Source organism: Bacillus kalamii (assembly GCF_047238185.1).
GTDB lineage: Bacteria > Bacillota > Bacilli > Bacillales > DSM-1321 > Bacillus_AD.
In genome coordinates, this window is the sequence record NZ_JBDFMI010000001.1 from 762,702 (window position 1) to 784,548 (window position 21,847).

Consider the following 21,847-nt stretch of genomic DNA (forward strand, 5'->3'; position numbering starts at 1 on the left):
CGCTTCTAATGTGAGAAGTATACATGTTACAATGGGGAGTGAATAAAAAACAGGGGTGATACAAAATGAGAGACAAAGGACCCTCAGGATATACTTCTCGAAGTGCCAAAGCCGGCAAAAAACGAAAAGCAAATAAAATATATAATATATTACTTGTCGTAGTCGTACTGGCTATTGTTATAGTCGGTGCCAGCATTTTCCTTGGCGGAAAGGACGACAATACAGCTGCTCCAGACGAAAAAATCAGCAGCCAAAATGATAAATCTTCTGCGAATGATAAAAAAGAGGATAAGAGCGGCAAGAAAGACAAACAAGATGACCAATCCGTTTCCGATTCTGACGGCAGTTCGGATTCTTCATCCGATGACGAGCAAAATTCAGACGATGACTCTACGGTCGATAGCTCTGAAGATGGGGACTCGCATCATTCAGATGATTCAACGGAACCTGAAAAGGATAAAAACGCAGCTAAGGATGAAGCTGAGGATAGCGATGCCAACCAAACAAGTTCAGGCAAGCACGTTGCTGACTATACACAGGGTTCAAAGGATTGGAATGCAATGGAGAAAGCCCTTGCCTCTGGAGCCGGGATTGACCAAAGCAATATGACTGTTCTTTGGCTGGGAAATGGCGGAGCAACAGATAAAGCGATAGGGACTATTTCCACAAAAGATAACTCTGCAAAGTATAAAGTGTATATTGATTGGGTGGATGGTTCAGGCTGGAAACCGGTCAAAGTGGAGAAAATAAATTAGTTGTCTACATGAAAGGATGAAATACTCCTTCAGGCTCACTGCAAGCCCCTAGGAAGCGGAAATTCTTGAACGTTTACCCGTTCCACTAGTGCGTATGGCAAGGCAATAGAAAAGCATAAGCCCCCTTTAAAAGGATGCTTATGCTTTTTTCTGTTTAAAATGAACGACTGCGCTATATAGCCGGTCCCCGTGCTCACTGACATGCATTTGATGTGAAACGGATTCAACCTGTAGCAGGATGGCCTTGTTATGATCGATTTGCCTCTGGATGTCTTGTTCCAGTCCTTTTAAAGAAGTGCTTTCGAAAAATTCGATTTTATCCTCGATTAAGTCCAATGAAAAATCCACAGTTTGTAACCTCCTAATTGTATCTCTGAATGGATTATACCATGGTGGACGAAGGAATAAGATGCCCTTTTCCATTTCGTTGCAAAACGTTCTGGCATGCTTTTAGTTAAAGGTGGTAGAATAGTCTTTGCAGCTATTGAAACAAATGTCCAAGACCAGATAGTTGCCAACTGTGTATGGAGCGAGTATTGTCTTAATCGTATAGAATGCCGCAGTAAATAGATGAGATGGCCGACTAGTGCCAATAAACGAAGAGAAAGGTGTTACACATATGAAAATCGCAATTATAGGAGCAATGGAAGAAGAAGTAACGATTTTGAGAAATCAAATGGAACATGTGAAGCAGGAAATAATCGCTAACTGTGAATTCACATCCGGATTGCTTGCAGGAGTGGATGTAATTCTATTGAAGTCCGGTATAGGCAAAGTAAATGCCGCGATGTCAACTACCATCCTGCTTGATAGATACAACCCCGATGCAATCATCAATACTGGTTCAGCGGGCGGTTTTTCGCCTGATTTGAAAGTCGGGGACGTTGTTGTTTCTACAGAGGTTGTCCATCATGATGTAGACGCAACCATTTTTGGCTATGCCTACGGGCAGGTACCACAAATGCCTGCAGCATATCCAGCGGATGCAAAACTGATAGAAATCGCTGAAAAAGCGGCACAAGGAATTGAGGGGACGACCGTAGTGAAAGGAATGATCGCAACAGGTGACTCCTTTATGGATGATCCGGAAAGGGTAGGGTTTGTCCGCAATAAATTCGCTGATTTGCAAGCAGCCGAAATGGAGGCAGCGGCCATTGCTCAAGTTTCCTACCAGTTCAATAAACCATTCGTTGTTATTAGAGCTCTTTCGGATATTGCGGGGAAAGAATCGAATATTTCATTTGACAAGTTCCTCGAAACTGCTGCAGTGAACTCCTCTAAAATGGTCATTTCCTTCTTAAAGGAAATAGCCAAAAAATAAAGAATCGAAGCCTCTCCTCCGCTATTCATTTTCCATTTTTCCCATGAAAATGGAAAGGTGAAGAATTGAAAGATGTGTTAGAGTAAGATAGTGATATTTTTCAAGGTGGAGGGGAAATAACATGGATAAAGGAACAAAAAGAAACATAAACATAAACCGGGAAAAAATGATTGATTACAAGCGATTTGCCTACAGCTTGCTATGCATCGCGGTATTCACTTATTTTGGCACGCTTATTGGCATGCATGAAGGCCGAGGCCATTCGCCTGTTCTGCCGCTTTTGACGGTGGCCCTGTTGGCTGTTTCATCCGTCTTTTTTACCTTGGCCATTAATTATAAAAAGAAACATCAACAAGAAATGGAATAATAATGATCCATTTTTTGCTACTGATGTGGAATGCATATTAAATGAAATCTTTCTCTGTAGGAAGGAAAGGTTTAATGTGAAAGTCCATTTTTTGCCTTTTTTATAAAAAAGAGGTTTACTTTATGATGGGTTTTGGATATACTTACCATATAATAAATTACTGGAGAAAAGGAGGTCGAAGAAGATGAACAAATTGATTCAAATGTTGTCTGTTGCAGTTCGTTCATTTCAATTTGATAAACGTACATTCGGCCTTACGGAAGACAGTAATTTGTTAGTGGGATAGTAGCCTTTTCTAACTAATAAATTATAGCCGCAGGTGGATGTATCCCCTGCGGCTTTTTGCGGCCATTTTTATGGCATCGCTGCAGGGGAGAGGATCTTCTGCGGCTTTTTGTGCTGATTTATCACGGAGAGGACTATACCTAATACAATTGCAGAAAGGAAGTGATATGTATGACCATTAATTTAGTCTTTTTTACCGTTATTCTTAAACGGAACAAAACGTCAGTTGATGAAGCGATCCGCTATCAAGAATCTAAAAAGCGCCATGAAGAGCAAGTTGTAAAAATGCTTCAATATCGCCATTATCTATAAAATCAAGACAGTATTGAGTTGAAAGGTGGAGATTACAATGACAATGAAGGCAAGAAATATGAATAAATACTATATTTACAAGGATTCCGACTAACGAAGCATTTGGACTCAAAATGTTCAAATACCTCCCGCGAACAAAGGACCGCATGGTGTTAAAATTAAGAAAATATGGTAAATTCAAGGGGGTATTTATCGTGTTTATGGTGGTTATGGCATTTGTTTGTACAACAGTCATTGGTGTTATTATTTCTTCTGAAATCAGTAATGAAGCTTAAGGATTAAAAAAACTCTTCCCGTTCCTTCATGGACGGGAAGAGTTTTTTATTGGTTTGGTATGACAATTAGCCAATACGAAAGGGCGGTTGAAATCCAGGCAGTTCCATTTAGGTTAGTTTTGAAAAGAGTGTTTAGACGATGGATGTTATTGCCGCCTTTTTTCTTTCTCGGCACGGTAGAATTCATGGAACATCTTCATAAGTGCCCTCTTTTCAATCCTGGATACATAACTGCGTGAAATGCCCAGTTCTTTTGCGATTTCCCGTTGTGTCTTTTCTTTGAACAGCCCGAGTCCAAACCGATTGACGATGACTTCCTTTTCTCTTTCATCGAGGACATCAATGTATTTTTTGACTTTCTCTATTTCCATATTTAATTGTATAGTATCAATCACATCTTCCGATTCAGACTTAAGTACATCTATTAAGCTGATTTCATTCCCTTCCTTATCCTGGCCGATCGGATCATGGAGGGATACATCCTTTTTCGTTTTCTTGGTCGCCCGCAAATGCATGAGTATTTCATTTTCAATACACCTGGCTGCATAGGTTGCCAACTTGGTCCCTTTGCCATCGGAGTAGCTTTCGATCGCTTTGATCAACCCGATAGTGCCGATCGATATTAGGTCCTCGGTGTCTTCCCCGGTGTTTTCGAATTTTTTTACAATATGTGCCACAAGACGCAAGTTGTGCTCAATCAATAAGTTTCGGGCTTCTGGATTGCCTTCGCTCATTAATTGTAAGTATTTTTTTTCATCCTTGGAAGATAGGGGCTGGGGGAAGGCATTGTTTTTAACATATGAAACAAGGAGCACTATTTCTTTCACTACATAACCGAATGCCGCCAATAATCCGCTCACTGTATCACCATCTCCTTTTATGGACATTTGCCTATAATGAAGTCTATGTGCCCCTCTTATTCTATGTGTCTGTACATGTACGATTTTTTTAAAACGGGCTTGTTTTCTAAGCGGTAAGGTTATAACACCGGGAATAGAAATAGTATTCTGAAAATGGTAAACTATTTGTATGAAAAGGAGGAGAAGAGAATGGATTTTTCACCAGTTTGGGATTTGGATGTGTTTTTTGAAGGTGGCAGTAATTCTCATGAATTTGCCCAATACATGGATGCGCTTGAACAGGATATAGAGCAACTGGACAAACGTTTGTCCACCTGGAGTATGGCATCCTCGCAAGACGATAGCAAGCAATTGTCGGAAGTCGTGGCGCAAATATCCGATATAACGGTCCGCTTAAGCCAAGCGGGGGCATTTATTGAATGCTTGGCTGCACAGAATGTCAAAGACCAGGGCGCAAAAAAATGGGGAGCGCAGTTTACGGCATACATAGCGGAATTTAAAGGAATATCCGCGAAGTTTGATGAAAAACTTATTCAAATGGAGGATGGATTCTTTTCGGAGTTGCTGGAGCAGGAACCATTTAAAGAAATCGCGTTCGTACTTCAGGAAACACGTAATAAGGCGAAGGAAAAACTATCTGTCCGAGAAGAATCATTAATGGAGAAACTGGCAGTCGACGGGTATCATGGCTGGAGCGATCTGTATGACAGCATTGTCGGTTCGATTGAAATTCCTTTTGAAGAAAACGGAGAAACAAAAATGCTTTCAGTAGGCCAGGCACAAAATATTTTTTCGCATCCTGACCGTGCTGTCCGCAAAAAAATGTTCGAGGAATGGGAAAAGGCATGGAAAAAGCAAGAAGAACTATTCGCCCATGCATTAAACCATATTGCAGGCTTCCGGTTGAGTGTATATGAAAGCAGAGGCTGGAAGGATGTCTTGAAAGAACCTCTTGAAATAAACCGTATGAAACAAGAAACGTTGAATAGTATGTGGGAATCCATTTCTGACAAAAAAGAGCATATGAGTAAATACTTGCAGCGAAAGGCAGAATTGCTAGGGGTTGAAAAGTTGAGCTTTTATGATTTGGACGCACCGCTTGGTACAGAAGAGCAGAAAAAATTGTCCTATGACGAGGGAGCGCAGTTCATATTAAAACATTTTGCGGGATTCGGCAGTAAATTGGCATCATTTGCAGAAGGCGCTTTTCAAGATGCCTGGATAGAAGCGGAAGACCGTTCGAACAAACGTCCTGGAGGCTTTTGCACAGATTTTCCGGCAAGCAAGCAATCACGCATTTTTATGACGTATTCGGGTTCTTTGAACAATGTATCGACATTGGCGCATGAACTGGGCCACGCCTTCCATTCATTTGCTATGCGGGATGTCCACCGTTTCAACCAGAGCTATGCGATGAATGTCGCTGAAACAGCCTCCACCTTTGCGGAGATGATTGTTTCGGATGCTGCTGTCAATGAAGCAGCATCAAAGGAAGAAAAAATGTCGATGCTGGATGATAAAATTCAACGGACAATAGCGCTATTAATGAATATCCATGCACGCTTCCTTTTTGAAACCAGGTTTTATGAAGAACGGAGAAACGGTTTTGTTCCGGCTGATCGGCTTAATGAGCTGATGGTGGAGGCTCAAAAAGATGCCTATTTTGACTCCTTGGAGGAATACCATCCGCTTTTCTGGGCCTCCAAGCTGCATTTCTATATAACCGATACACCATTCTATAACTTTCCGTATACTTTTGGCTATTTGTTCTCCTTGGGCATTTATGAAAAAGCGCTTCATTCCGAAGGGGATTTTGAAGAGAAATATATGGCCTTGCTTAAGGATACAGGAAGCATGACGGTAGAAGATTTGGTTCAAAAACATTTGCAGGAGGATATTTCTGCAAAAGGCTTTTGGGAAAAGGCAGTCGATACGTGTATGAAAGATATCGATGCGTTCCTTGAGCTGACAGGAAAATAAAACATTCAATGAAAAAAGCAAAATGCAGCTGCATTTTGCTTTTTTAAATAATGGCAGGCTATGATTGCTACGTTTCCCAATGGGGAATAGTAATAGCAAGAAAATGAACCTGATTATATTTTTTTCAGTTTGAATGGGCTGATCATTGATAACGCTAAAAGGCACATTAAAAAAATATAGAAAACCGGCGGGAATGCATGTATGCCCAAATAGCTTAGAGTAGCAAGGCATCCGGCAGCCGTAATGGGAAGGCCTGTGAAATAGCCATTGCTTTCCGTAATATTGAACTTGGCAAGGCGGAATGCACCGCAGCCGATATAGAAGACTGTAAAAAACATGCCTGGAGCTCCAAAATGGACAAGTACCGATTGGTATATAAGGACTGCCGGCGCCACTCCAAACGATATAATATCGCTCATTGAATCCAATTGTTTTCCTAATTCCGACTCGCAATTAAATTTTCTCGCCAAAGCGCCATCGAAACGGTCTGCAAGCGCAGCGATAAATATAAATAACAAGCTCATTTCTAAATTTCCATTGACTCCCGATAATATAGCAAACCCACCAAGTGACATATTGGTGAGCGTCATTAAGTTAGCTGTTTGTGATTTGATTTTCTTAATGGTATGGTCCAATACTTCCGATAAGAACATTGTTCTCCCTCCTTTTTAACACGATTGGAAGAGACATAATCTATTTGCTTATTGTATAATAATATTTTATTCTTGATACTTTATGCAAGTCATTCTAGCATTATTTTTACATTTTGGAGGATTTTTCTTGAGAAAAACAATGTACAGGCTGTTAATTGAATTAACGAATAATAAGGCCATTTCGACTCTTTTAATGAAATTCAGCAGAAGCAAAATAAGCAGGCATATCATTCCATCCTACATGAAGGTGTACAAGCTGAAAATGGAAGAAGCGAATGGAAAGAAAGAAGATTACAAAACGCTTCATGATTTATTTACAAGGACATTGCTGCCAGGAATGAGGCCGGTCGGCAGTGATCCCGCAAGTGTAGTAAGCCCTGTTGATGGAATTTTGGAGGATTATGGCACAATTGAAGCAGATAAGAATATCATTGTAAAAGAAAAAAGGTATTCAATAGAAGAAATGTTAGGCAATAAAAAGGAGCTGGAAAAATATATTGGCGGCAGTTATATGATTATTTACTTAAGCCCGAGCCATTACCATCGCATCCATTCTCCTATTTCTGGGAATGTAACAGGCCGTTGGTCTCTCGGGAAAAATTCATATCCGGTTAACCGGATGGGCCTGAAATATGGAAAAGCCCCCCTTTCCAAAAATTATCGGGTTGTAACGGAATTGGCGAATGAAAGAGGCCATATTGCCGTCGTCAAAGTAGGTGCTATGTTTGTTAATAGTATAGAAATGACAAACAGACATGACCATTTGCAAAAAGGCGAGGAATTTTCATATTTCAGTTTTGGATCGACTGTTGTGCTGTTGTTTGAAAAGGGTACATTTCAGCTGGACCGTGATGCAGGCATGCACCGTGAAGTGAAAGTAGGAGAATGCTTGGGGCATCTTATCAAGTAGGCCATGGAAGAAGGAAAGCCTGATTTGCATGTGCACAATCAGGCCTATTTATGCTCCCGATGAGGCTTGAAAAAAGATCAGCGGTGGGTGTTATGAGGTTTTTCTAATTTTGGCTGTAAGAGCGCGTTTATTTATTTCCATTTCGATTAAGGTAATGAAATCAGCGCTTAGGTTTAGTTTTTTTGCCTTGAAATAGGATTCGATCAATAACTCGTCCGATAATTTATTCATATGATTCAGCGCTTTCGCTTTTCACCTCCAACAAAAAAAGTGTACTATTTATGTGGAATGCAACATATATTCACTTACTGTATGGTTAATAACCTTACTTTACCAAAAACAAACTATTAGAACAATCGTTCTCTTATCCACATGTTTCAGTGGATAAGTTGTGATTAAATTGTTAGTATTATCCATTTAGTGGGAAGATTCACCGTTAATAATGTGCATAAAGTTATCCACAGTTGGAGAGGCCGTTGCAATTTGTCGAAAAGTTTTTTTATTCCAATAGTATGAAAAGAGAGGCTGAAGCTCTTTAAAACCGAATTGTTTTCGGTTTTAAAAGCATTATTGGCAAAAATAATGATTGTTTTTGATATAGCTACTGTGAAAGCTGGCTAAAATTCGGTATGATGGATAACGATGAATTTAAAGAATAGGCAGAGGTGTAAATATGCTTAAGGGTTTTTTACCGAGCGAACATGTTAAGAGTATTTTTGATATTACTCCAGAAGCACTTAAGGCCAAGGGCATTAAGGCAATTATTACGGATTTAGATAATACGTTGGTAGAGTGGGACCGTCCTGCTGCCACGCCGAAATTGATTGAGTGGTTCGATAATATGCGTGAGCAAGGAATTCTAGTCACTATTGTTTCGAATAATAATGAGCAAAGGGTAGGTTCTTTTTCCGACCCTCTGAAAATTCCTTTCATTTTTAGGGCCCGCAAGCCCATGGGAAAGGCATTCCGAAAGGCAATCAAGCAAATGGGCACGGAAAAATCGGAAACAGTTGTAATAGGCGATCAATTGTTGACTGACATATTTGGAGGAAACCGCAACGGGTTCCATACCATATTGGTAGTTCCGGTTGCCCAATCAGACGGTTTTTTTACACGCTTTAACCGCAGAGTAGAGCGAAGAATATTAGCTTCCTTCAAAAAGAAAGGGTTGCTTGTATGGGAGGATCAAAATTGACAGCAGAAGAAAAAGTATCGTGTATTGGATGCGGAATTGAGATACAGACAGACAATCCGGATGAAATGGGCTATGCGCCTAAATCAGCGTTGGAAAGAGAACAAATTATTTGCCAGCGTTGTTTCCGGCTGAAAAATTACAATGAAGTGCAGGATATTTCATTGACAGATGATGATTTCCTAAAAATTTTACATGAAATCGGGCAAAATGATGCTTTGATTGTAAAGATTGTTGATATCTTTGATTTCAATGGCAGCTGGCTTCCTGGCCTTCACCGATTTGTAGGGAAAAATCCAGTTTTGCTTATTGGGAATAAAGTAGATTTGCTTCCTAAATCGGTAAAACCGAATAAGCTGATTAACTGGATGAAATACAGCGCGAAAGAATTGGGACTTAAACCAGTGGATGTTATGCTTGTCAGTTCCGCAAAAGGATCAAGGATCACGGAAGCTGTCGAAGCCATTGAACAGTACCGCAATGGAAAAGATGTCTATGTGGTAGGATGTACAAATGTGGGGAAATCAACTTTTATAAACCGGATCATTAAGGAAGTTAGCGGAGAGGGCAATGTCATAACCACTTCCCATTTCCCGGGAACCACGCTTGACATAATTGAAATTCCTTTGGACGATGGACATGCACTCATGGATACTCCGGGAATTATTAACCATCATCAGATGGCTCATTATGTGGACAAAAAAGATTTGAAATATATTACCCCTAAAAAAGAGATTAAACCAAAGGTCTACCAATTAAATGAAGGGCAGTCGCTATTCTTGGGAGGGGTTGCCAGATTTGATTATGTGTCTGGCGGCAGAAAGTCATTTACTTGTTACCTTTCGAATGAATTGGGTATCCACCGTACCAAGATCGAAAAAGCTGATACTTTATATAAAGAACATGCAGGAGAGTTATTGAATCCAAGCATCCACAGAGATGGAGAGTTAGTGGAACTGGTGCCGCATGAATTCACAATCAAAGATGATAAAGTGGATATCGTTTTTTCTGGTTTGGGCTGGATTACAGTCAATGAACCAGGAGCAAAAGTGGTGGCTCATGTACCGAAGGGTGTTGCTGTTATGGTAAGGCAGTCACTTATCTAAAAACAGGGCGTAATTCGACGGAGAGGAGTGCCGATATGAAACAATTATATGGAGTAATCGGTAATCCAATCGCCCATTCCATGTCTCCGGACATGCATAATGACGCATTTGCCCATCAAGGCATAAATGCGGATTACCACGCTTTCAAGGTGGATGGGCAGGATTTGGAAGACGCTGTTATGGGAATGAAAGCGATCGGTGTGAAGGGGTTTAATGTAACAGTGCCGCATAAAGAAGCTATTATCCCCTTTTTGGATCGTCTAGATGCTTTGGCCGAACAGATCGGGGCTGTCAATACAGTAAAATTAATAGATGGAAAATGGGTCGGCTTTAACACGGACGGCCTTGGCTATGTGAAAGGGTTGTGTGAACAGTTGGATCGTCCCCTTTCAGAACTGCGGATTTTACTTATAGGTGCAGGCGGCGCTGCCAAAGGCATTTATTATTCGCTTGTACATGAAGGGGCTAAGCGTGTCGATATAGCGAATCGGACGGTCAAAAGGATTGAAAGCCTGCTGGAGGGATCGGAAAACCAATCAGTGCAATCCAAGGGCATTTCGTTATCAGAAGCAGAGCAGTCACTTTCTGAATACGATTTGATTATTCAGACGACCTCCATCGGTTTAAAACCCAACACCGATGACATGCCAATCAGGCTGGACAATGTCCGGAGGAGCGCATTTATCAGCGATATTATATATAATCCTCTGGAAACAGCCTTTTTGCAGGCTGCCAAACAAAAAGGGTGCCAAACCCAAAATGGTTTACCTATGTTTGTTCATCAGGGGGCTTTAGCATTCAACATCTGGACAGGCATTTCACCCGATCCAGAACGGATGAAAAGCATTGTTTTAAAGAAATTAGGAGGTTAACCATGTTAACAGGAAAACAAAAACGATTTTTACGTTCTACCGCTCACCATTTGAACCCTATTTTTCAAGTAGGCAAAGGTGGAGTGAATGAAAATATGATTACGCAAATTTCTGAGGCATTGGAAGCGCGTGAGCTTTTAAAAGTCAGTATCCTTCAAAACTGTGATGTTGATAAAAATACAGTTGCAGAGGAATTGGTTAAAGGAACAAGAGCAGAATTAGTTCAGTTGATTGGACATACCGTTGTTCTTTATAAAGAGTCCAAAGAGAATAAACAACTTGAATTGCCTGCGAAAAAATGAAAAGAGTAGGCATACTAGGGGGGACGTTTGATCCGCCCCATATTGGACACGTTATTTTGGCGAATGAGGTTCGTAATGCCCTAGATCTGGAAGAAATCCGTTTCATGCCCAATCATACTCCTCCCCACAAGAAGAAAACGGAGAGTATTTCTAATGATGAAAGATTGAAAATGCTTGAGCTCTCCATCAGCGGAGAACCAAGTTTTAAGCTGGAACATATTGAATTAGAATCGCCAGGGCCATCTTATACGTACAACACAATGAAAAAGCTGAAGGAACGTGAGCCGGATACAGAATTCTATTTTATTATTGGTTCTGACATGATTGAATACTTGCCGAATTGGTATCAAATAGAAGAATTAATCAAACTGATGACATTTGTCGGTGTGAAAAGGCCTTCTTACCATTCGGAATCCGACTATCCAATCACTCTTGTGGACACACCACAGATTTATTTATCTTCTTCCATGATTAGAGATAAAGTGAAACAGGGTAAATCAATAAAGTATCTGGTCTTGCCGGATGTAGAAAAATTTATCGAGGTGAACTCACTATATGAATCGTGAAGAAGCAATGAAGATAGTGAAGGATCAACTGCCAGAAAAGCGCTATTTACATTCCGTGCGTGTAATGGACACAGCGATTGAACTTGCAAAAAGATTTGGTGTGGATACCAAAAAGGCAGAAATGGCTGGCATCCTTCATGATTACGCTAAATATCGCCCACAGGAAGAATTGAGAAAAATAATAGAAGAGAACAATATGCCTAGGGATTTGCTCTTATTCCATTCTGAACTATGGCATGCCCCGGCGGGAGCTTATCTTGTGGAACATGAAGCCGGTATAGAGGATAAAGACGTCTTATCGGCGATCACCTATCATACCACTGGACGCAAAGGCATGACCCAGTTAGAGAAAATAGTATTCCTGGCAGATTATATAGAGCCTGGAAGGCAATTTCCTGGTTTGGATGAAGTAAGGAAAACAGCTGAAAATAATCTGGATGAAGCGGTTTTTATGGCATTAAGAAATACAGTAGCTTTCTTAATGTCCAAACGTTCGACTATATATCCCGATACATTTCATGCTTATAATGATCTTGTTAAGAAATCGGAGGAATAAGTTTGTTAAAAGAAAAAGAGTTATTAGTAGCGACTGCACAAGCAGCTGACGATAAAAGAGCAGAAGACATCATGGTTTTGGATATGCGCGGGATTTCACTTGTAGCTGATTATTTCTTGATTTGCCACGGTAATTCAGATAAGCAAGTGCAGGCAATCGCACGTGAAATGAAAGAAAAAGCCTATGAAAAAGGATTTGAAGTGAAGCATATGGAAGGTTTCGATGAAGCGAAATGGATTCTTGTCGACCTTGGCGATGTAGTCGCGCATGTATTTCACCGGGATGAAAGAAGCTATTATAACCTGGAACGCTTATGGGGAGATGCACCGGTAGTCCCGATTGAAAAAGAGCTTCAGCAATGAGTTATGAACGTTTTGCATTTGTCTATGACGCGTTGATGGAGGATGTGCCGTATGATCGCTGGATTTCGATGTTTATTGGCGAAATGCAGCGGGCAGGGGCAAGCGGTAAAGCGGTACTTGATGTTGGCTGCGGAACCGGGGAATTTTCCGTTCGTTTGGCTAAGGAAGGGTTTGAAGTATCCGGCGTTGATTTGTCGGAGGATATGCTCTCAATCGCCAGGGAAAAAGCTGGCGAACAAAAAGTCACCCTTAATCTGTATCATCAGAACATGGCACAATTGGAGACAGGAGAAACGTATGACGGAATAGTCATTTTCTGCGATTCGTTAAATTACCTCCAATTTCCTGAGGATGTAAAATCAACATTCGCTGCTGTATATGGACACCTTAAGCCCGGGGGAGTTTTTATGTTTGACGTCCATAGTGTCCATAAAATCGAAGATGTATTTATAAATGCAACATTCGCAGATGCAGGAGAGGATGTTTCATATATATGGAATTCCTTTTCGGGAGAAGAGGCGCACAGTGTGGAGCATGAGCTGACATTTTTCGTCAAGGATCCTACCAAGGATGTATATGAACGCTTTGAGGAAGACCATTACCAGCGCACCTATCCTATTGATACCTATAAGCAGTGGCTAACAGATACTGGCTTCAAGATTGAAAGGATAACTGCTGATTTCACTGATCAGTCCCCGGATGGGAAAAGTGAACGAATTATGTTTGTTGTATCCAAATAAACAGATGCAAAAAAAAGATGACAAAGAATGTCATCTTTTTTTTGCATCTAAGAAGGATTTTAGGTAAGGTTGCCGAAAGATATCAATATGGATGGTTGAATTCTCTTTCGATCTTTTGAAGTTCTTCCTCGAACTTTGTATGCGTCGCCTCAAACAAATGAGTAAAAACCTCTCCAAGCTCTTTTTCCATGACTTGTATTCCTTCGCCGGTTATGCCGCCTTTAACGCACACTTTCTCCTGTAATGTAGGCAAAGAATAATATCCGCTCTTCAGCAAATCCCCAAACCCAATCAACATTTTTTCTGTCAAAATGGTGGCAGTTGCTTTTTCCACATCCGTCACCTTTACAGCCGCGTCGATAAACCTTTGGGCCAAAAAACTGAAAAAAGCAGGGCCGCATGAAACAATATCCGAAGAAACTCGTGTAATGGAATTATCAATTTCTACACTTTCGGATATGGAATGCGCCAAGTTCCTGACGATTTCTTTCCATTCCTCTGAACTTGATTCTCCGAAAGATAACAAGGATACCCCTGAAAGGGCCTTGTTTGTAATGCTTGGGATCCATCTTGCGACTTGGCAAAGAAGGACAGACTCCATCTGTTCAGTGGAAACGGGGCTTGTAATGGAAATGACTCCCTGTTGTTCAGTCGTCCATTTCTTTATTTCAAGAAACACAGGATACATTTCACCCGGTTTCACACATACAAATAGCACATCGCTGTGAATGGTTATTTCCCTCAGGTTGGAGCTGATTGATACGTCAGGATATCGTTTTTGAAAGGCGGCGGCCTTTTCGTAGGTTCTGTTAAAAATGGAAAGCTCGTTTTCGGCGATTGTATTTGATTCAAGCATTGCCTCTCCAAGTATGGCTCCCATATTCCCAACGCCAATGATTCCCACTTTCATTTGATCCTCCCCCTTCCCTTCGCACACTTACTTATCCTTATGCCTTATATCCACCGTATATGCTGCATGCAAAAGTAAATTTCAAAGAAAGGAGGCTTCCTAATGAAATACCTTTCGGATAAGAAAAATATGGCTATAGCTGCTTTGGCTTTGACAGTAGCCGTGGGGGGGCTGCTCTGGTTCAGCCAATCCGGTAGCAGCTCGGATGCCCAGCAGCCTTGGGACACTGTAACCCAAACTGTCTCCAATGAGCCTAAAGCGAAAGAATCAACACCTGTAGAAGCTCCCAAGGTAATTAAAGTAGATATAAAAGGAGCTGTCCATGCTCCTGGTGTATTTATTGCTGAAAAGGATGACCGTATCCTCGACATCATTGAAAAAGCTGGTGGCTTCAAAAAAGAGGCGAATGCCAATGAAGTGAACTTAGCCCAACGGGTTGAAGATCAAATGACCATTTATGTACCGGTGGTAGGGGAGGAAACTGCTCCAGCTCCTGCTGTTTCAACAACTGGCCAGAATGCAGCCGCCGGAGGAAAACAAACGGATGGAAAAATCAATCTGAATACTGCCGATCAAACTCAGCTGCAGGAGTTAACTGGTATCGGCCCTTCAAAAGCGGAAGCTATTATCCAATATAGAACAGAAAAAGGTTCATTTTCATCTGTTGAAGATTTGAAGAATGTGAGCGGTATAGGAGAGAAAACCTTTGAAAAGATTAAAGATCAGATCAGCATTTAAATAGGGCGCCTACACTTATCCATAAAAACGCGGTAGAATGGATTCGAGATGTTTCTTCAAAGATCATACTAGAGGGAAGAGGAGAATGAGTATGGAGCGAATTAGCTGGGATCAATATTTTATGGCACAGAGCCATTTGCTTGCCTTGAGAAGTACATGCACACGCCTAACAGTTGGTGCAACAATTGTCAGGGACAACCGGATCATCGCCGGCGGCTATAATGGATCGATAGCAGGCGGTGTCCATTGTATAGATCAAGGCTGTTATGTCATCGACAACCATTGTGTAAGAACCATACATGCTGAAATGAATGCGTTGCTTCAGTGTGCGAAATTTGGTGTGCCTAGTGATGGAGCAGAAATTTATGTGACTCATTTTCCTTGCCTGCAGTGTTGCAAAAGTTTGATACAAGCAGGCATTAAAACGGTCCATTATGCGAAAGATTACAAGAACCATGAGTATGCATTGGAACTTTTCCGCCAATCAGGCGTTGCCCTTCATAAGGTTGCTTATGAACCGATTTTTTACGATGCTGCAGAGATCGAGAAAAAACAGTTGGTAGACGAGCTATTGTTAAAGTTGCGTGAAAACCATATTGAAGAAGAGGATTTAAAGCTTCTACAGCTTAAGTCTGAAGAACTGTTCAAATGACGGAGGTGATTCATTGATTTTACTACTGGCCGCTGGAGCCATAATGGGTACAGCGGCCTTCCTTTTCAAGTGGCTTATTGCCGCTGTGACTGCCTCAGTATTTCTTCTGTTGTGTGTTTCCCATCATAAAAAAGGCATTATCTTATTTCTCTCCGCCTTTTATTTCTTCTTACTAATGGCTTTTTTTCATCATTATTTGCAGGCTACACGCTTATCGGAAGGGGATGCAGCTATCTTAGCTTCCTTTACTGATGTCCCTTCCATTGATGGATATTCATTTAAGGCGGCAGCTAATGTGGATGGCGAATCAGTCATCCTGCAGTATACATTCCGGTCTCTGCAAGAGAAGGAACAGATGCGGCGTGGATACAGGTTGGGGATGCGCTGCTCGCTTAAGGGGACATTTATCCGGCCAGAAAAGAGCCATAATCCTAATGGGTTCGATTATCGTTTTTATTTGCAGACAGAAGGGATTCACTGGATTTTTAAAAGTGAAGCTTTTCCGTTGCAGTCTTGCAGTCAACCAAAACAGACAATGATTGATAAAGTGAAGGAAATCCGGCTTAGAGGGCTGAATCATATTGAACAATCATTTTCATCAGAATCGCGCGGTTTTGTGGCTGCCTTATTATTTGGGGAGAGCGGATGGATTGACGAAGAAACCTATTCCGCCTATAAAAGGCTTTCTTTAGTCCATATTCTGGCTATCTCAGGCCTTCATGTAACATTAGTATCTGCCGCTTTGTTCTATTTGGGCATCCGACTGGGAGCTGCAAGGGAAACGGTCCAGATCGTTCTAATCGTGGTTATGCCCATATACGCTATTTTAGCCGGGGGTGCCCCTTCCGTTGTGCGTGCTTGTCTCATGGTCATGCTATTCTTGTCATTATCCATAATCAGAAAAAGAATTTCTTCCCTTACCGTCCTTTGCACTGTTTTCTTATTGTTTGCCATTATCCATCCTTTCTCCATGTATCAGGCCGGCTTTCAGCTATCCTTCTTCATCACTTTTTCCCTCCTGATGAGCTGGAAGATAATCGGCTACGCCCAATTCAAAAATAAAGCGGTTCAATCGCTTCTGGTCACTTGTATATGCCAGTTGGCTTCATTGCCCATCATCCTTTATCATTTCCAAAACATTGCACTATGGGGGTTCATTTGGAACGTCCTCTATATTCCTTTATATACATTCTTTCTTTTGCCCCTATCCTTCGTGTCATTCCTCTTTTCGGTTGTGGGTTTCCCTTTCGCAGGAAACATTATCGCATTAACGGATTACAGTTTCCATTATAGCAATTCAGTTGCCTTATGGATGAAGGATGCCCCTCTGATACAGCTTTCCTTTGCAAAACCAGGGATTTTATGTATATGTTTGCTGTTAGCTTTATTCATCTATTTCTTTTATGCTTGGGAGAAACGTCTATATCGTTTGGTTCGCAAGGTTGGAATCTTCATTCTTGCTCTTCATCTTTTGCTTTACTTTAGTGTATACCTGTCCCCTTATGGTGAGGTGACACTAATTGATGTCGGGCAAGGAGACAGTATATTAATGAAAAGGCCATTTGGAAAAGGGATATATTTAGTAGATGCGGGCGGAATCCTTTCATTTAGCCAGGAGGAATGGATGAAGAAAAGGAAAGCATTTGATCCTGGAAAAGAAATTGTCGTCCCGTTTTTATTGAGTAAAGGCATCCGTTCGCTGGACGCATTCATCCTCACACACGATGACGCAGACCATATAGGGGGAGCTTTGGCCGTATTGGAAAATATTCAAGTAAAGGAACTAATCATTCCAGAAGCATTGCTGCAACAGTTTCAAACAACGGCAGTATGGAATGTAGCGGTGAAGAGGAGGATACCGATAAAGGCAGTAAAGTCCGGGTATGGATGGAGGAAAGGCGGAGACGTGTTCCGCATTGTGCATCCTAGCCAATATGAAGGGGATTCTAATGAAACATCGATTGTCCTTTGGGCTAAAATAGGCGGGATAAGCTGGCTGATGACAGGCGATTTAGGAATGGAAGGGGAAGCTAAATTGTTACGGAGCTATCCGCAATTAAAAGCGGATGTATTAAAGATTGGGCATCATGGAAGCAAAACATCCACCTCACCTTTGCTTTTAGATACGCTTATGCCAAAAATAGCCTGTGTATCCGTTGGAAAAAACAACCGTTATCATCATCCTCATGCATCTGTGCTGAACGAATTGGACAAAAGAAAAATTCCGCTTCTTAGGACAGATCAACAGGGGGCTATTACGTATTCCTTCCGTTACGGGCAGCATAAAGGAACCTTTTCAGTCATGTCGCCATAGTATACCCATGTAAGGAAAGTAGCATAGAAACAAAAACGACCCCCCTAAAGAATGGAAGGTCTATGTACCCTGTTATGATCCCACATATTTAATCACGGTTGCAATAATGAACATAGTTGCGAAGAAGCCGAAGGATACGACGAAGGCTACACCTGAGTCATTCAGGTCATTACGTTTGGATTGAACATCTTTTTCAAATGTATTCATTTTCCATCCCTCCTTTTTCATAACTAGTATAAGCTATTATACCAAAAAAATCCATAAAGGCTGAGGGCGTTTTCCACTACTAGTAAGAGTTGTCACAAATAGTTTATACCTAAGGGGCAATTCTATAAGTACAGCGTTGTGCGAAATACTCGCCTTACCGTAGATGCGTGGGCACCCGGGGCTTATAAATCTGCGTTCATATAGATAAGGGGCCATAAAGCCTGGCTTAAAGGCGTTGGCCCCTGTCCTATTGTCATCAGCTGTTTCGTTTTCTCTTGATTAATGCAGTAATCATCGCTACCATAATGGTATTAAAGGTAAAATGAGGCGATTTTGTGGTTTTGAATGTTTGGAGACAGATAACAAAAAAGGATTTTGCTCCTTTGTATTTAATATATGGACCAGAACAGTTTATGAGTCAGGAAACGATTGCGAAATTAAAGGATTCCGCATTGAATGAAGATGAGCTCGAATTTAATGTTTCTTCCTTTGATATGGAAGAAACACCGGTTCAGGCTGCGATAGAAGAAGCGGAGACGTTCCCTTTTATGGGAGAACGGAAATTGATTATCATACATAATCCGACGTTTTTAACGGCGGAAAAAACCAAGGAAAAAGTGGTGCATGATGTTCAGGCTCTTTTGGATTATATAGATAATCCTTCCCCTTTCAGCATTATGGTCATTTCAGCGCCCTATGAAAAATTGGATGAACGGAAAAAGATAACGAAACAATTAAAACGGCAATGTACGGTTGTTGAAGCAAAACGATTGAAAGACCAGGAATTGCGTGAATGGGCCATCCAGCAGGCAAAAGCATTCGGAGCCGAGATAGACGGCGAGGCAGTGGACCATTTGATTGCCATATCGGGGCATAATTTATTGCTTCTATCGAATGAGCTGCAGAAGATGGCTCTTTTCGTTCAGGATGAACGAGTAATCTCGGTGCAGACAGTTGATACAATGGCATCAAAATCGTTGGAGCAAACGATTTTGACGTTGGTTGATTTTATCATGAACAGAAAGACCGGGGCGGCAATTGAGTTGCTGCAGGCGTTGTTGAGGCAGAAAGAGGAACCAATCAAAATACTGGCTTTGATGGCCTCGCAGATACGTATTATGTATGTTTCAAAAGAAATGGCGAGGAATGGGTACGGGCAGCAAAAAATTGCCTCTCACTTAAAGGTCCATCCGTTCCGTGTGAAATTGGCTATAGAAAAAGCACGGTCGTTCTCCCAAAAAGAAATGATGCGTGTGCTCGACCGGATTGCGGATGCTGATTACAAAATGAAGACGGGACAAATGGATAAGGCATTGCTGTTGGAATTAATTATTTTTCAGATAGGAAGAACGAATAGCCAATAGCCCTTTTGGAGAAGGCATACAAAAAAGCCCCTTTCGAGGAAAGGGGCTTTTCGTTCGTTATCGGCAGTAAAAAACGATCCTATGGATCGTTTTATTATGCGTTAAGACTGTTTAGTCTTTTAGTTAAACGAGATTTTTTGCGGGCAGCCGCGTTTTTATGGATAATTCCTTTAGAAGCAGCTTTGTCCAACTTTCTTACAGCTGCTAAAAGAGCATCTTTTGAATTTTCATCATTGTTTGCAATTGCAGCTTCAGCGTTTTTAACAGCAGTACGCATAGAAGATTTAGCAGTAATGTTGTTAGCTCTTCTTAGCTCAGCAGTTTTTACACGTTTGATAGCAGATTTAATGTTTGGCATTCCGGTGTCACCTCCTATATTAGGAATCGAGATATATGAACTCGACTTTTCAAATTCATTAGTTAAGCAACAAAAATCATTTTAACAGAGTGACTTTTATATTGCAATACTAATAATGATTGTACACTATGGATACCTTGAATGTAAAAGGATTTTTATCAAAATATGTTAGAAAAGCATGAGAGGTCGTTATTAAGCTATTCTTAGGGCTGCTGCTTCCATGCCGGAAGTTTAATGAAAAGGGAATAAAGAAGATGCAAGGGAGAAAACCTAATCCTAAATAGGCATAAATCGGAGGGATAAGGATGAGTGGACAATTAGATCTTAGCCAATATGCAGTACGTACGGATCTTGCGATTGAAGCTAGAGAGCTTACTCTCCAGGACCAAACAGTGTCAGGAGAAAAAGACCAATCCAATATTGCAGGTGTCATTATAAAAGAAAAAAAGGTGGAGGATATCAACATTTCTCTCATTCAAGTGACTGAAGAAGGCGCAAAGCAAATCGGCAAAAAACCTGGTACCTATACGACTATTGAAGTACAGGGTATCCGTTCGGGCGACAGCGAGACACAAATGCGTGTGGAAAGAGTATTCGCCCAGGAATTTTCTTATTTTTTGCAATCCCTCCACATTTCCAAGGATAGCTCTGTATTGGTGGTCGGATTAGGGAATGATCAGGTTACCCCTGATGCTCTTGGCCCATGGGCAGTTGAGAATTTGATCATTACACGGCATTTATTCGCTTTGCAGCCTGAATCGGTACAGGATGGGTTCCGGTCTGTTAGTGCCATTACCCCTGGCGTAATGGGGATGACAGGGGTGGAAACGAGCGATATCATATCCGGAGTTGTCGAAAAGATAAAACCTGATTTTATCATTGCCATTGATGCATTGGCCGCCCGCTCGCTGGATAGAGTGAACGCAACCATCCAAATTTCCGATACTGGTATTCATCCCGGTTCAGGTGTAGGGAATAAAAGGAAAGAACTAAGTAAAGAAACATTGGGCATTCCTGTTTTATCCATCGGCATACCGACAGTTGTTGATGCGGTTACGATTACTTCCGATACAATCGATTATATATTGAAGCACTTTGGGAAAGAATTGAAGGAAGGAGACCGGCCATCCAGGGCACTCGCTCCGGCAGGAATGAATTTTGGAAAGAGAAAAGAGCTTTCGGATGAAGATATGCCAGGAAATGAAGAGAGGCAAACATTCATGGGGTTGATAGGAACCTTGCCAGAGGATGAAAAAAGAAAATTCATCCATGAAGTGTTGACCCCATTGGGCCATAATCTAATGGTGACTCCTAAAGAAGTGGACATCTTTGTCAAGGATATGGCCAACTTAGTGGCCAACGGCTTGAATGCTGCCCTTCATGAAGCAATCGACCAAGACAATACCGGATTTTATACCCGTTGATAGAGTTGGAAGAATTAACTGTTCTTTCTAAGGGCCCACATTCATAATCTAGTAACAGAAGTAATAGACTGTAACGAATGAAGTAGAAAGAAGGATGAATACTATGATCCGTTTTTTCCTTAAGAGTTTTTGCATTATGCTTCTTTTTTTCGTGGGCATTATACTCGGCATGCAAAAAGCGAATACCGGCCTTGTTCAAATGAGGGGATATGAGGATCCTTCATTATACAGTGCAGCAAGTATAGATGAAAAGGACGGGGAGATAGATGCCCGGTTGCTGGGGACTAAGTTTAATAGCCATGATCTAGAGGATAAAAAGAAAAAAATGCAGGAAATGAAGGCGTTCAACGCCTTTTCAACCTTGGGGAAAAAGGCGACGGAGGGAACGAAGGAAGTAACAGAGCGAATTATCGGCTTTATAGTCCGTGATTAAATAAGACAGCCTTGATGAGGCTGTTTTTTATAT

General features: G+C 41.3%; 27 protein-coding genes. 20 read left to right on the plus strand and 7 right to left on the minus strand.

What is annotated here, in order from left to right:
- Positions 1-65 precede the first annotated feature (65 nt).
- Positions 66-755, plus strand: a complete 690-nt coding sequence (locus ABC357_RS03800) for a YrrS family protein (protein ID WP_412886222.1) — start codon at positions 66-68, stop codon at positions 753-755.
- Positions 756-893: 138 nt separating this feature from the next.
- Here ABC357_RS03800 and ABC357_RS03805 read toward each other — a convergent pair whose 3' ends face one another.
- Positions 894-1,103, minus strand: a complete 210-nt coding sequence (locus ABC357_RS03805) for a DUF2536 family protein (protein WP_412886223.1) — start codon at positions 1,101-1,103, stop codon at positions 894-896.
- Between the two features lie 271 nt (positions 1,104-1,374).
- Between ABC357_RS03805 and mtnN the strand changes: the two genes are divergently transcribed.
- The 3 genes from mtnN (at position 1,375) to ABC357_RS03820 (ending at position 3,040) form a co-directional block, all read left to right on the plus strand.
- Positions 1,375-2,076, plus strand: coding sequence for a 5'-methylthioadenosine/S-adenosylhomocysteine nucleosidase (gene mtnN, locus ABC357_RS03810; protein ID WP_412886224.1), 702 nt, complete (start codon positions 1,375-1,377; stop codon positions 2,074-2,076).
- Positions 2,077-2,197: 121 nt separating this feature from the next.
- Positions 2,198-2,443: a YrhC family protein gene (locus tag ABC357_RS03815; protein ID WP_412886225.1), complete on the plus strand. Its 246-nt coding sequence runs from the start codon at positions 2,198-2,200 to the stop codon at positions 2,441-2,443.
- A gap of 456 nt (positions 2,444-2,899) precedes the next feature.
- Positions 2,900-3,040: a YrzI family small protein gene (locus ABC357_RS03820; RefSeq protein ID WP_412886226.1), complete on the plus strand. Its 141-nt coding sequence runs from the start codon at positions 2,900-2,902 to the stop codon at positions 3,038-3,040.
- 421 nt (positions 3,041-3,461) lie between these two features.
- Here the strand turns inward: ABC357_RS03820 and sigK are convergent, their stop codons facing one another.
- Positions 3,462-4,175, minus strand: coding sequence for an RNA polymerase sporulation sigma factor SigK (sigK, locus tag ABC357_RS03825; protein WP_412886227.1), 714 nt, complete (start codon positions 4,173-4,175; stop codon positions 3,462-3,464).
- Between the two features lie 189 nt (positions 4,176-4,364).
- Between sigK and ABC357_RS03830 the strand changes: the two genes are divergently transcribed.
- Positions 4,365-6,155, plus strand: coding sequence for a M3 family oligoendopeptidase (locus tag ABC357_RS03830; RefSeq protein ID WP_412886228.1), 1,791 nt, complete (start codon positions 4,365-4,367; stop codon positions 6,153-6,155).
- Positions 6,156-6,268: 113 nt separating this feature from the next.
- On the opposite strand, the gene pssA is transcribed toward ABC357_RS03830, so the two are convergent.
- Complete coding sequence (gene pssA, locus ABC357_RS03835) at positions 6,269-6,808, minus strand: CDP-diacylglycerol--serine O-phosphatidyltransferase (protein WP_412886229.1); 540 nt, start codon at positions 6,806-6,808, stop codon at positions 6,269-6,271.
- 127 nt (positions 6,809-6,935) lie between these two features.
- Here pssA and ABC357_RS03840 point away from each other — a divergent pair, with 127 nt between their 5' ends.
- Positions 6,936-7,718, plus strand: a complete 783-nt coding sequence (locus ABC357_RS03840; RefSeq protein ID WP_412886230.1) for a phosphatidylserine decarboxylase — start codon at positions 6,936-6,938, stop codon at positions 7,716-7,718.
- Between the two features lie 90 nt (positions 7,719-7,808).
- Here the strand turns inward: ABC357_RS03840 and sda are convergent, their stop codons facing one another.
- The gene (gene sda / locus ABC357_RS03845; protein ID WP_412886231.1) at positions 7,809-7,949 is read right to left on the minus strand and encodes a sporulation histidine kinase inhibitor Sda; all 141 of its coding nucleotides are present in this window, start codon (positions 7,947-7,949) and stop codon (positions 7,809-7,811) included.
- A 442-nt stretch (positions 7,950-8,391) separates the two neighbouring features.
- On the opposite strand from sda, the gene ABC357_RS03850 reads away from it, so the two are divergent.
- From ABC357_RS03850 to ABC357_RS03885, 8 genes are read left to right on the plus strand one after another with little or no spacing between them, the layout of a single operon-like run.
- Positions 8,392-8,913, plus strand: coding sequence for a YqeG family HAD IIIA-type phosphatase (locus ABC357_RS03850; RefSeq protein ID WP_412886232.1), 522 nt, complete (start codon positions 8,392-8,394; stop codon positions 8,911-8,913).
- Positions 8,895-10,016: a ribosome biogenesis GTPase YqeH gene (yqeH, locus tag ABC357_RS03855; RefSeq protein ID WP_412886233.1), complete on the plus strand. Its 1,122-nt coding sequence runs from the start codon at positions 8,895-8,897 to the stop codon at positions 10,014-10,016. Before ABC357_RS03850 ends, yqeH begins: the two co-directional genes overlap by 19 nt.
- A gap of 35 nt (positions 10,017-10,051) precedes the next feature.
- Positions 10,052-10,888, plus strand: a complete 837-nt coding sequence (gene aroE, locus ABC357_RS03860) for a shikimate dehydrogenase (protein WP_412886234.1) — start codon at positions 10,052-10,054, stop codon at positions 10,886-10,888.
- Positions 10,889-10,890: 2 nt separating this feature from the next.
- Positions 10,891-11,190 (plus strand): ribosome assembly RNA-binding protein YhbY, encoded by a 300-nt coding sequence (gene yhbY, locus ABC357_RS03865; RefSeq protein WP_412886235.1) that lies wholly within the window; start codon positions 10,891-10,893, stop codon positions 11,188-11,190.
- Positions 11,187-11,756: a nicotinate-nucleotide adenylyltransferase gene (locus tag ABC357_RS03870; protein ID WP_412886236.1), complete on the plus strand. Its 570-nt coding sequence runs from the start codon at positions 11,187-11,189 to the stop codon at positions 11,754-11,756. Before yhbY ends, ABC357_RS03870 begins: the two co-directional genes overlap by 4 nt.
- On the plus strand, positions 11,746-12,312 hold the full coding sequence (yqeK, locus tag ABC357_RS03875) for a bis(5'-nucleosyl)-tetraphosphatase (symmetrical) YqeK (RefSeq protein WP_412886237.1): 567 nt from the start codon (positions 11,746-11,748) through the stop codon (positions 12,310-12,312). Before ABC357_RS03870 ends, yqeK begins: the two co-directional genes overlap by 11 nt.
- Positions 12,313-12,314: 2 nt before the next feature.
- Positions 12,315-12,674, plus strand: coding sequence for a ribosome silencing factor (rsfS, locus tag ABC357_RS03880; RefSeq protein ID WP_412886238.1), 360 nt, complete (start codon positions 12,315-12,317; stop codon positions 12,672-12,674).
- Positions 12,671-13,414 (plus strand): class I SAM-dependent DNA methyltransferase, encoded by a 744-nt coding sequence (locus ABC357_RS03885; protein WP_412886239.1) that lies wholly within the window; start codon positions 12,671-12,673, stop codon positions 13,412-13,414. Before rsfS ends, ABC357_RS03885 begins: the two co-directional genes overlap by 4 nt.
- Before the next feature lie 82 nt (positions 13,415-13,496).
- Here ABC357_RS03885 and comER read toward each other — a convergent pair whose 3' ends face one another.
- Positions 13,497-14,324 carry a late competence protein ComER gene (gene comER / locus ABC357_RS03890; RefSeq protein WP_412886240.1) on the minus strand — a complete coding sequence of 276 codons (828 nt, stop codon included), beginning with the start codon at positions 14,322-14,324 and terminating at the stop codon, positions 13,497-13,499.
- 102 nt (positions 14,325-14,426) lie between these two features.
- Between comER and ABC357_RS03895 the strand changes: the two genes are divergently transcribed.
- The 3 genes from ABC357_RS03895 (at position 14,427) to ABC357_RS03905 (ending at position 18,028) form a co-directional block, all read left to right on the plus strand.
- Complete coding sequence (locus ABC357_RS03895; RefSeq protein WP_412886241.1) at positions 14,427-15,062, plus strand: helix-hairpin-helix domain-containing protein; 636 nt, start codon at positions 14,427-14,429, stop codon at positions 15,060-15,062.
- Between the two features lie 91 nt (positions 15,063-15,153).
- Positions 15,154-15,714: a ComE operon protein 2 gene (locus ABC357_RS03900; RefSeq protein ID WP_412886242.1), complete on the plus strand. Its 561-nt coding sequence runs from the start codon at positions 15,154-15,156 to the stop codon at positions 15,712-15,714.
- A gap of 13 nt (positions 15,715-15,727) precedes the next feature.
- Positions 15,728-18,028 (plus strand): DNA internalization-related competence protein ComEC/Rec2, encoded by a 2,301-nt coding sequence (locus ABC357_RS03905; RefSeq protein WP_412886243.1) that lies wholly within the window; start codon positions 15,728-15,730, stop codon positions 18,026-18,028.
- A 72-nt stretch (positions 18,029-18,100) separates the two neighbouring features.
- Here ABC357_RS03905 and ABC357_RS03910 read toward each other — a convergent pair whose 3' ends face one another.
- Positions 18,101-18,235, minus strand: coding sequence for a YqzM family protein (locus ABC357_RS03910; RefSeq protein ID WP_412886244.1), 135 nt, complete (start codon positions 18,233-18,235; stop codon positions 18,101-18,103).
- Positions 18,236-18,618: 383 nt separating this feature from the next.
- Between ABC357_RS03910 and holA the strand changes: the two genes are divergently transcribed.
- Positions 18,619-19,599 (plus strand): DNA polymerase III subunit delta, encoded by a 981-nt coding sequence (holA, locus tag ABC357_RS03915; protein WP_412886245.1) that lies wholly within the window; start codon positions 18,619-18,621, stop codon positions 19,597-19,599.
- A 94-nt stretch (positions 19,600-19,693) separates the two neighbouring features.
- On the opposite strand, the gene rpsT is transcribed toward holA, so the two are convergent.
- Entirely contained in the window at positions 19,694-19,957 is a 264-nt protein-coding gene (rpsT, locus tag ABC357_RS03920) for a 30S ribosomal protein S20 (protein ID WP_050615832.1), read from the minus strand.
- Positions 19,958-20,262: 305 nt separating this feature from the next.
- Between rpsT and gpr the strand changes: the two genes are divergently transcribed.
- A complete protein-coding gene (gpr, locus tag ABC357_RS03925) occupies positions 20,263-21,381 on the plus strand; it encodes a GPR endopeptidase (RefSeq protein ID WP_412886246.1) in 1,119 nt (372 codons plus the stop codon).
- 103 nt (positions 21,382-21,484) lie between these two features.
- Entirely contained in the window at positions 21,485-21,814 is a 330-nt protein-coding gene (locus ABC357_RS03930) for a DUF3679 domain-containing protein (protein ID WP_412886247.1), read from the plus strand.
- Positions 21,815-21,847: the final 33 nt, after the last annotated feature.

Bases quoted from the DNA above. Each gene is read 5' to 3' on its own strand.
- ABC357_RS03800 (WP_412886222.1), top strand. From the start codon at position 66: ATGAGAGACAAAGGACCCTCAGGATATACTTCTCGAAGTGCCAAAGCC.
- mtnN (WP_412886224.1), top strand. From the start codon at position 1,375: ATGAAAATCGCAATTATAGGAGCAATGGAAGAAGAAGTAACGATTTTG.
- ABC357_RS03815 (WP_412886225.1), top strand. From the start codon at position 2,198: ATGGATAAAGGAACAAAAAGAAACATAAACATAAACCGGGAAAAAATG.
- ABC357_RS03820 (WP_412886226.1), top strand. From the start codon at position 2,900: ATGACCATTAATTTAGTCTTTTTTACCGTTATTCTTAAACGGAACAAA.
- ABC357_RS03830 (WP_412886228.1), top strand. From the start codon at position 4,365: ATGGATTTTTCACCAGTTTGGGATTTGGATGTGTTTTTTGAAGGTGGC.
- pssA (WP_412886229.1), bottom strand. From the start codon at position 6,808: ATGTTCTTATCGGAAGTATTGGACCATACCATTAAGAAAATCAAATCA.
- sda (WP_412886231.1), bottom strand. From the start codon at position 7,949: ATGAATAAATTATCGGACGAGTTATTGATCGAATCCTATTTCAAGGCA.
- ABC357_RS03850 (WP_412886232.1), top strand. From the start codon at position 8,392: ATGCTTAAGGGTTTTTTACCGAGCGAACATGTTAAGAGTATTTTTGAT.
- yqeH (WP_412886233.1), top strand. From the start codon at position 8,895: ATGGGAGGATCAAAATTGACAGCAGAAGAAAAAGTATCGTGTATTGGA.
- aroE (WP_412886234.1), top strand. From the start codon at position 10,052: ATGAAACAATTATATGGAGTAATCGGTAATCCAATCGCCCATTCCATG.
- yhbY (WP_412886235.1), top strand. From the start codon at position 10,891: ATGTTAACAGGAAAACAAAAACGATTTTTACGTTCTACCGCTCACCAT.
- ABC357_RS03870 (WP_412886236.1), top strand. From the start codon at position 11,187: ATGAAAAGAGTAGGCATACTAGGGGGGACGTTTGATCCGCCCCATATT.
- yqeK (WP_412886237.1), top strand. From the start codon at position 11,746: ATGAATCGTGAAGAAGCAATGAAGATAGTGAAGGATCAACTGCCAGAA.
- ABC357_RS03885 (WP_412886239.1), top strand. From the start codon at position 12,671: ATGAGTTATGAACGTTTTGCATTTGTCTATGACGCGTTGATGGAGGAT.
- comER (WP_412886240.1), bottom strand. From the start codon at position 14,324: ATGAAAGTGGGAATCATTGGCGTTGGGAATATGGGAGCCATACTTGGA.
- ABC357_RS03895 (WP_412886241.1), top strand. From the start codon at position 14,427: ATGAAATACCTTTCGGATAAGAAAAATATGGCTATAGCTGCTTTGGCT.
- ABC357_RS03900 (WP_412886242.1), top strand. From the start codon at position 15,154: ATGGAGCGAATTAGCTGGGATCAATATTTTATGGCACAGAGCCATTTG.
- ABC357_RS03910 (WP_412886244.1), bottom strand. From the start codon at position 18,235: ATGAATACATTTGAAAAAGATGTTCAATCCAAACGTAATGACCTGAAT.
- rpsT (WP_050615832.1), bottom strand. From the start codon at position 19,957: ATGCCAAACATTAAATCTGCTATCAAACGTGTAAAAACTGCTGAGCTA.
- gpr (WP_412886246.1), top strand. From the start codon at position 20,263: ATGAGTGGACAATTAGATCTTAGCCAATATGCAGTACGTACGGATCTT.
- ABC357_RS03930 (WP_412886247.1), top strand. From the start codon at position 21,485: ATGATCCGTTTTTTCCTTAAGAGTTTTTGCATTATGCTTCTTTTTTTC.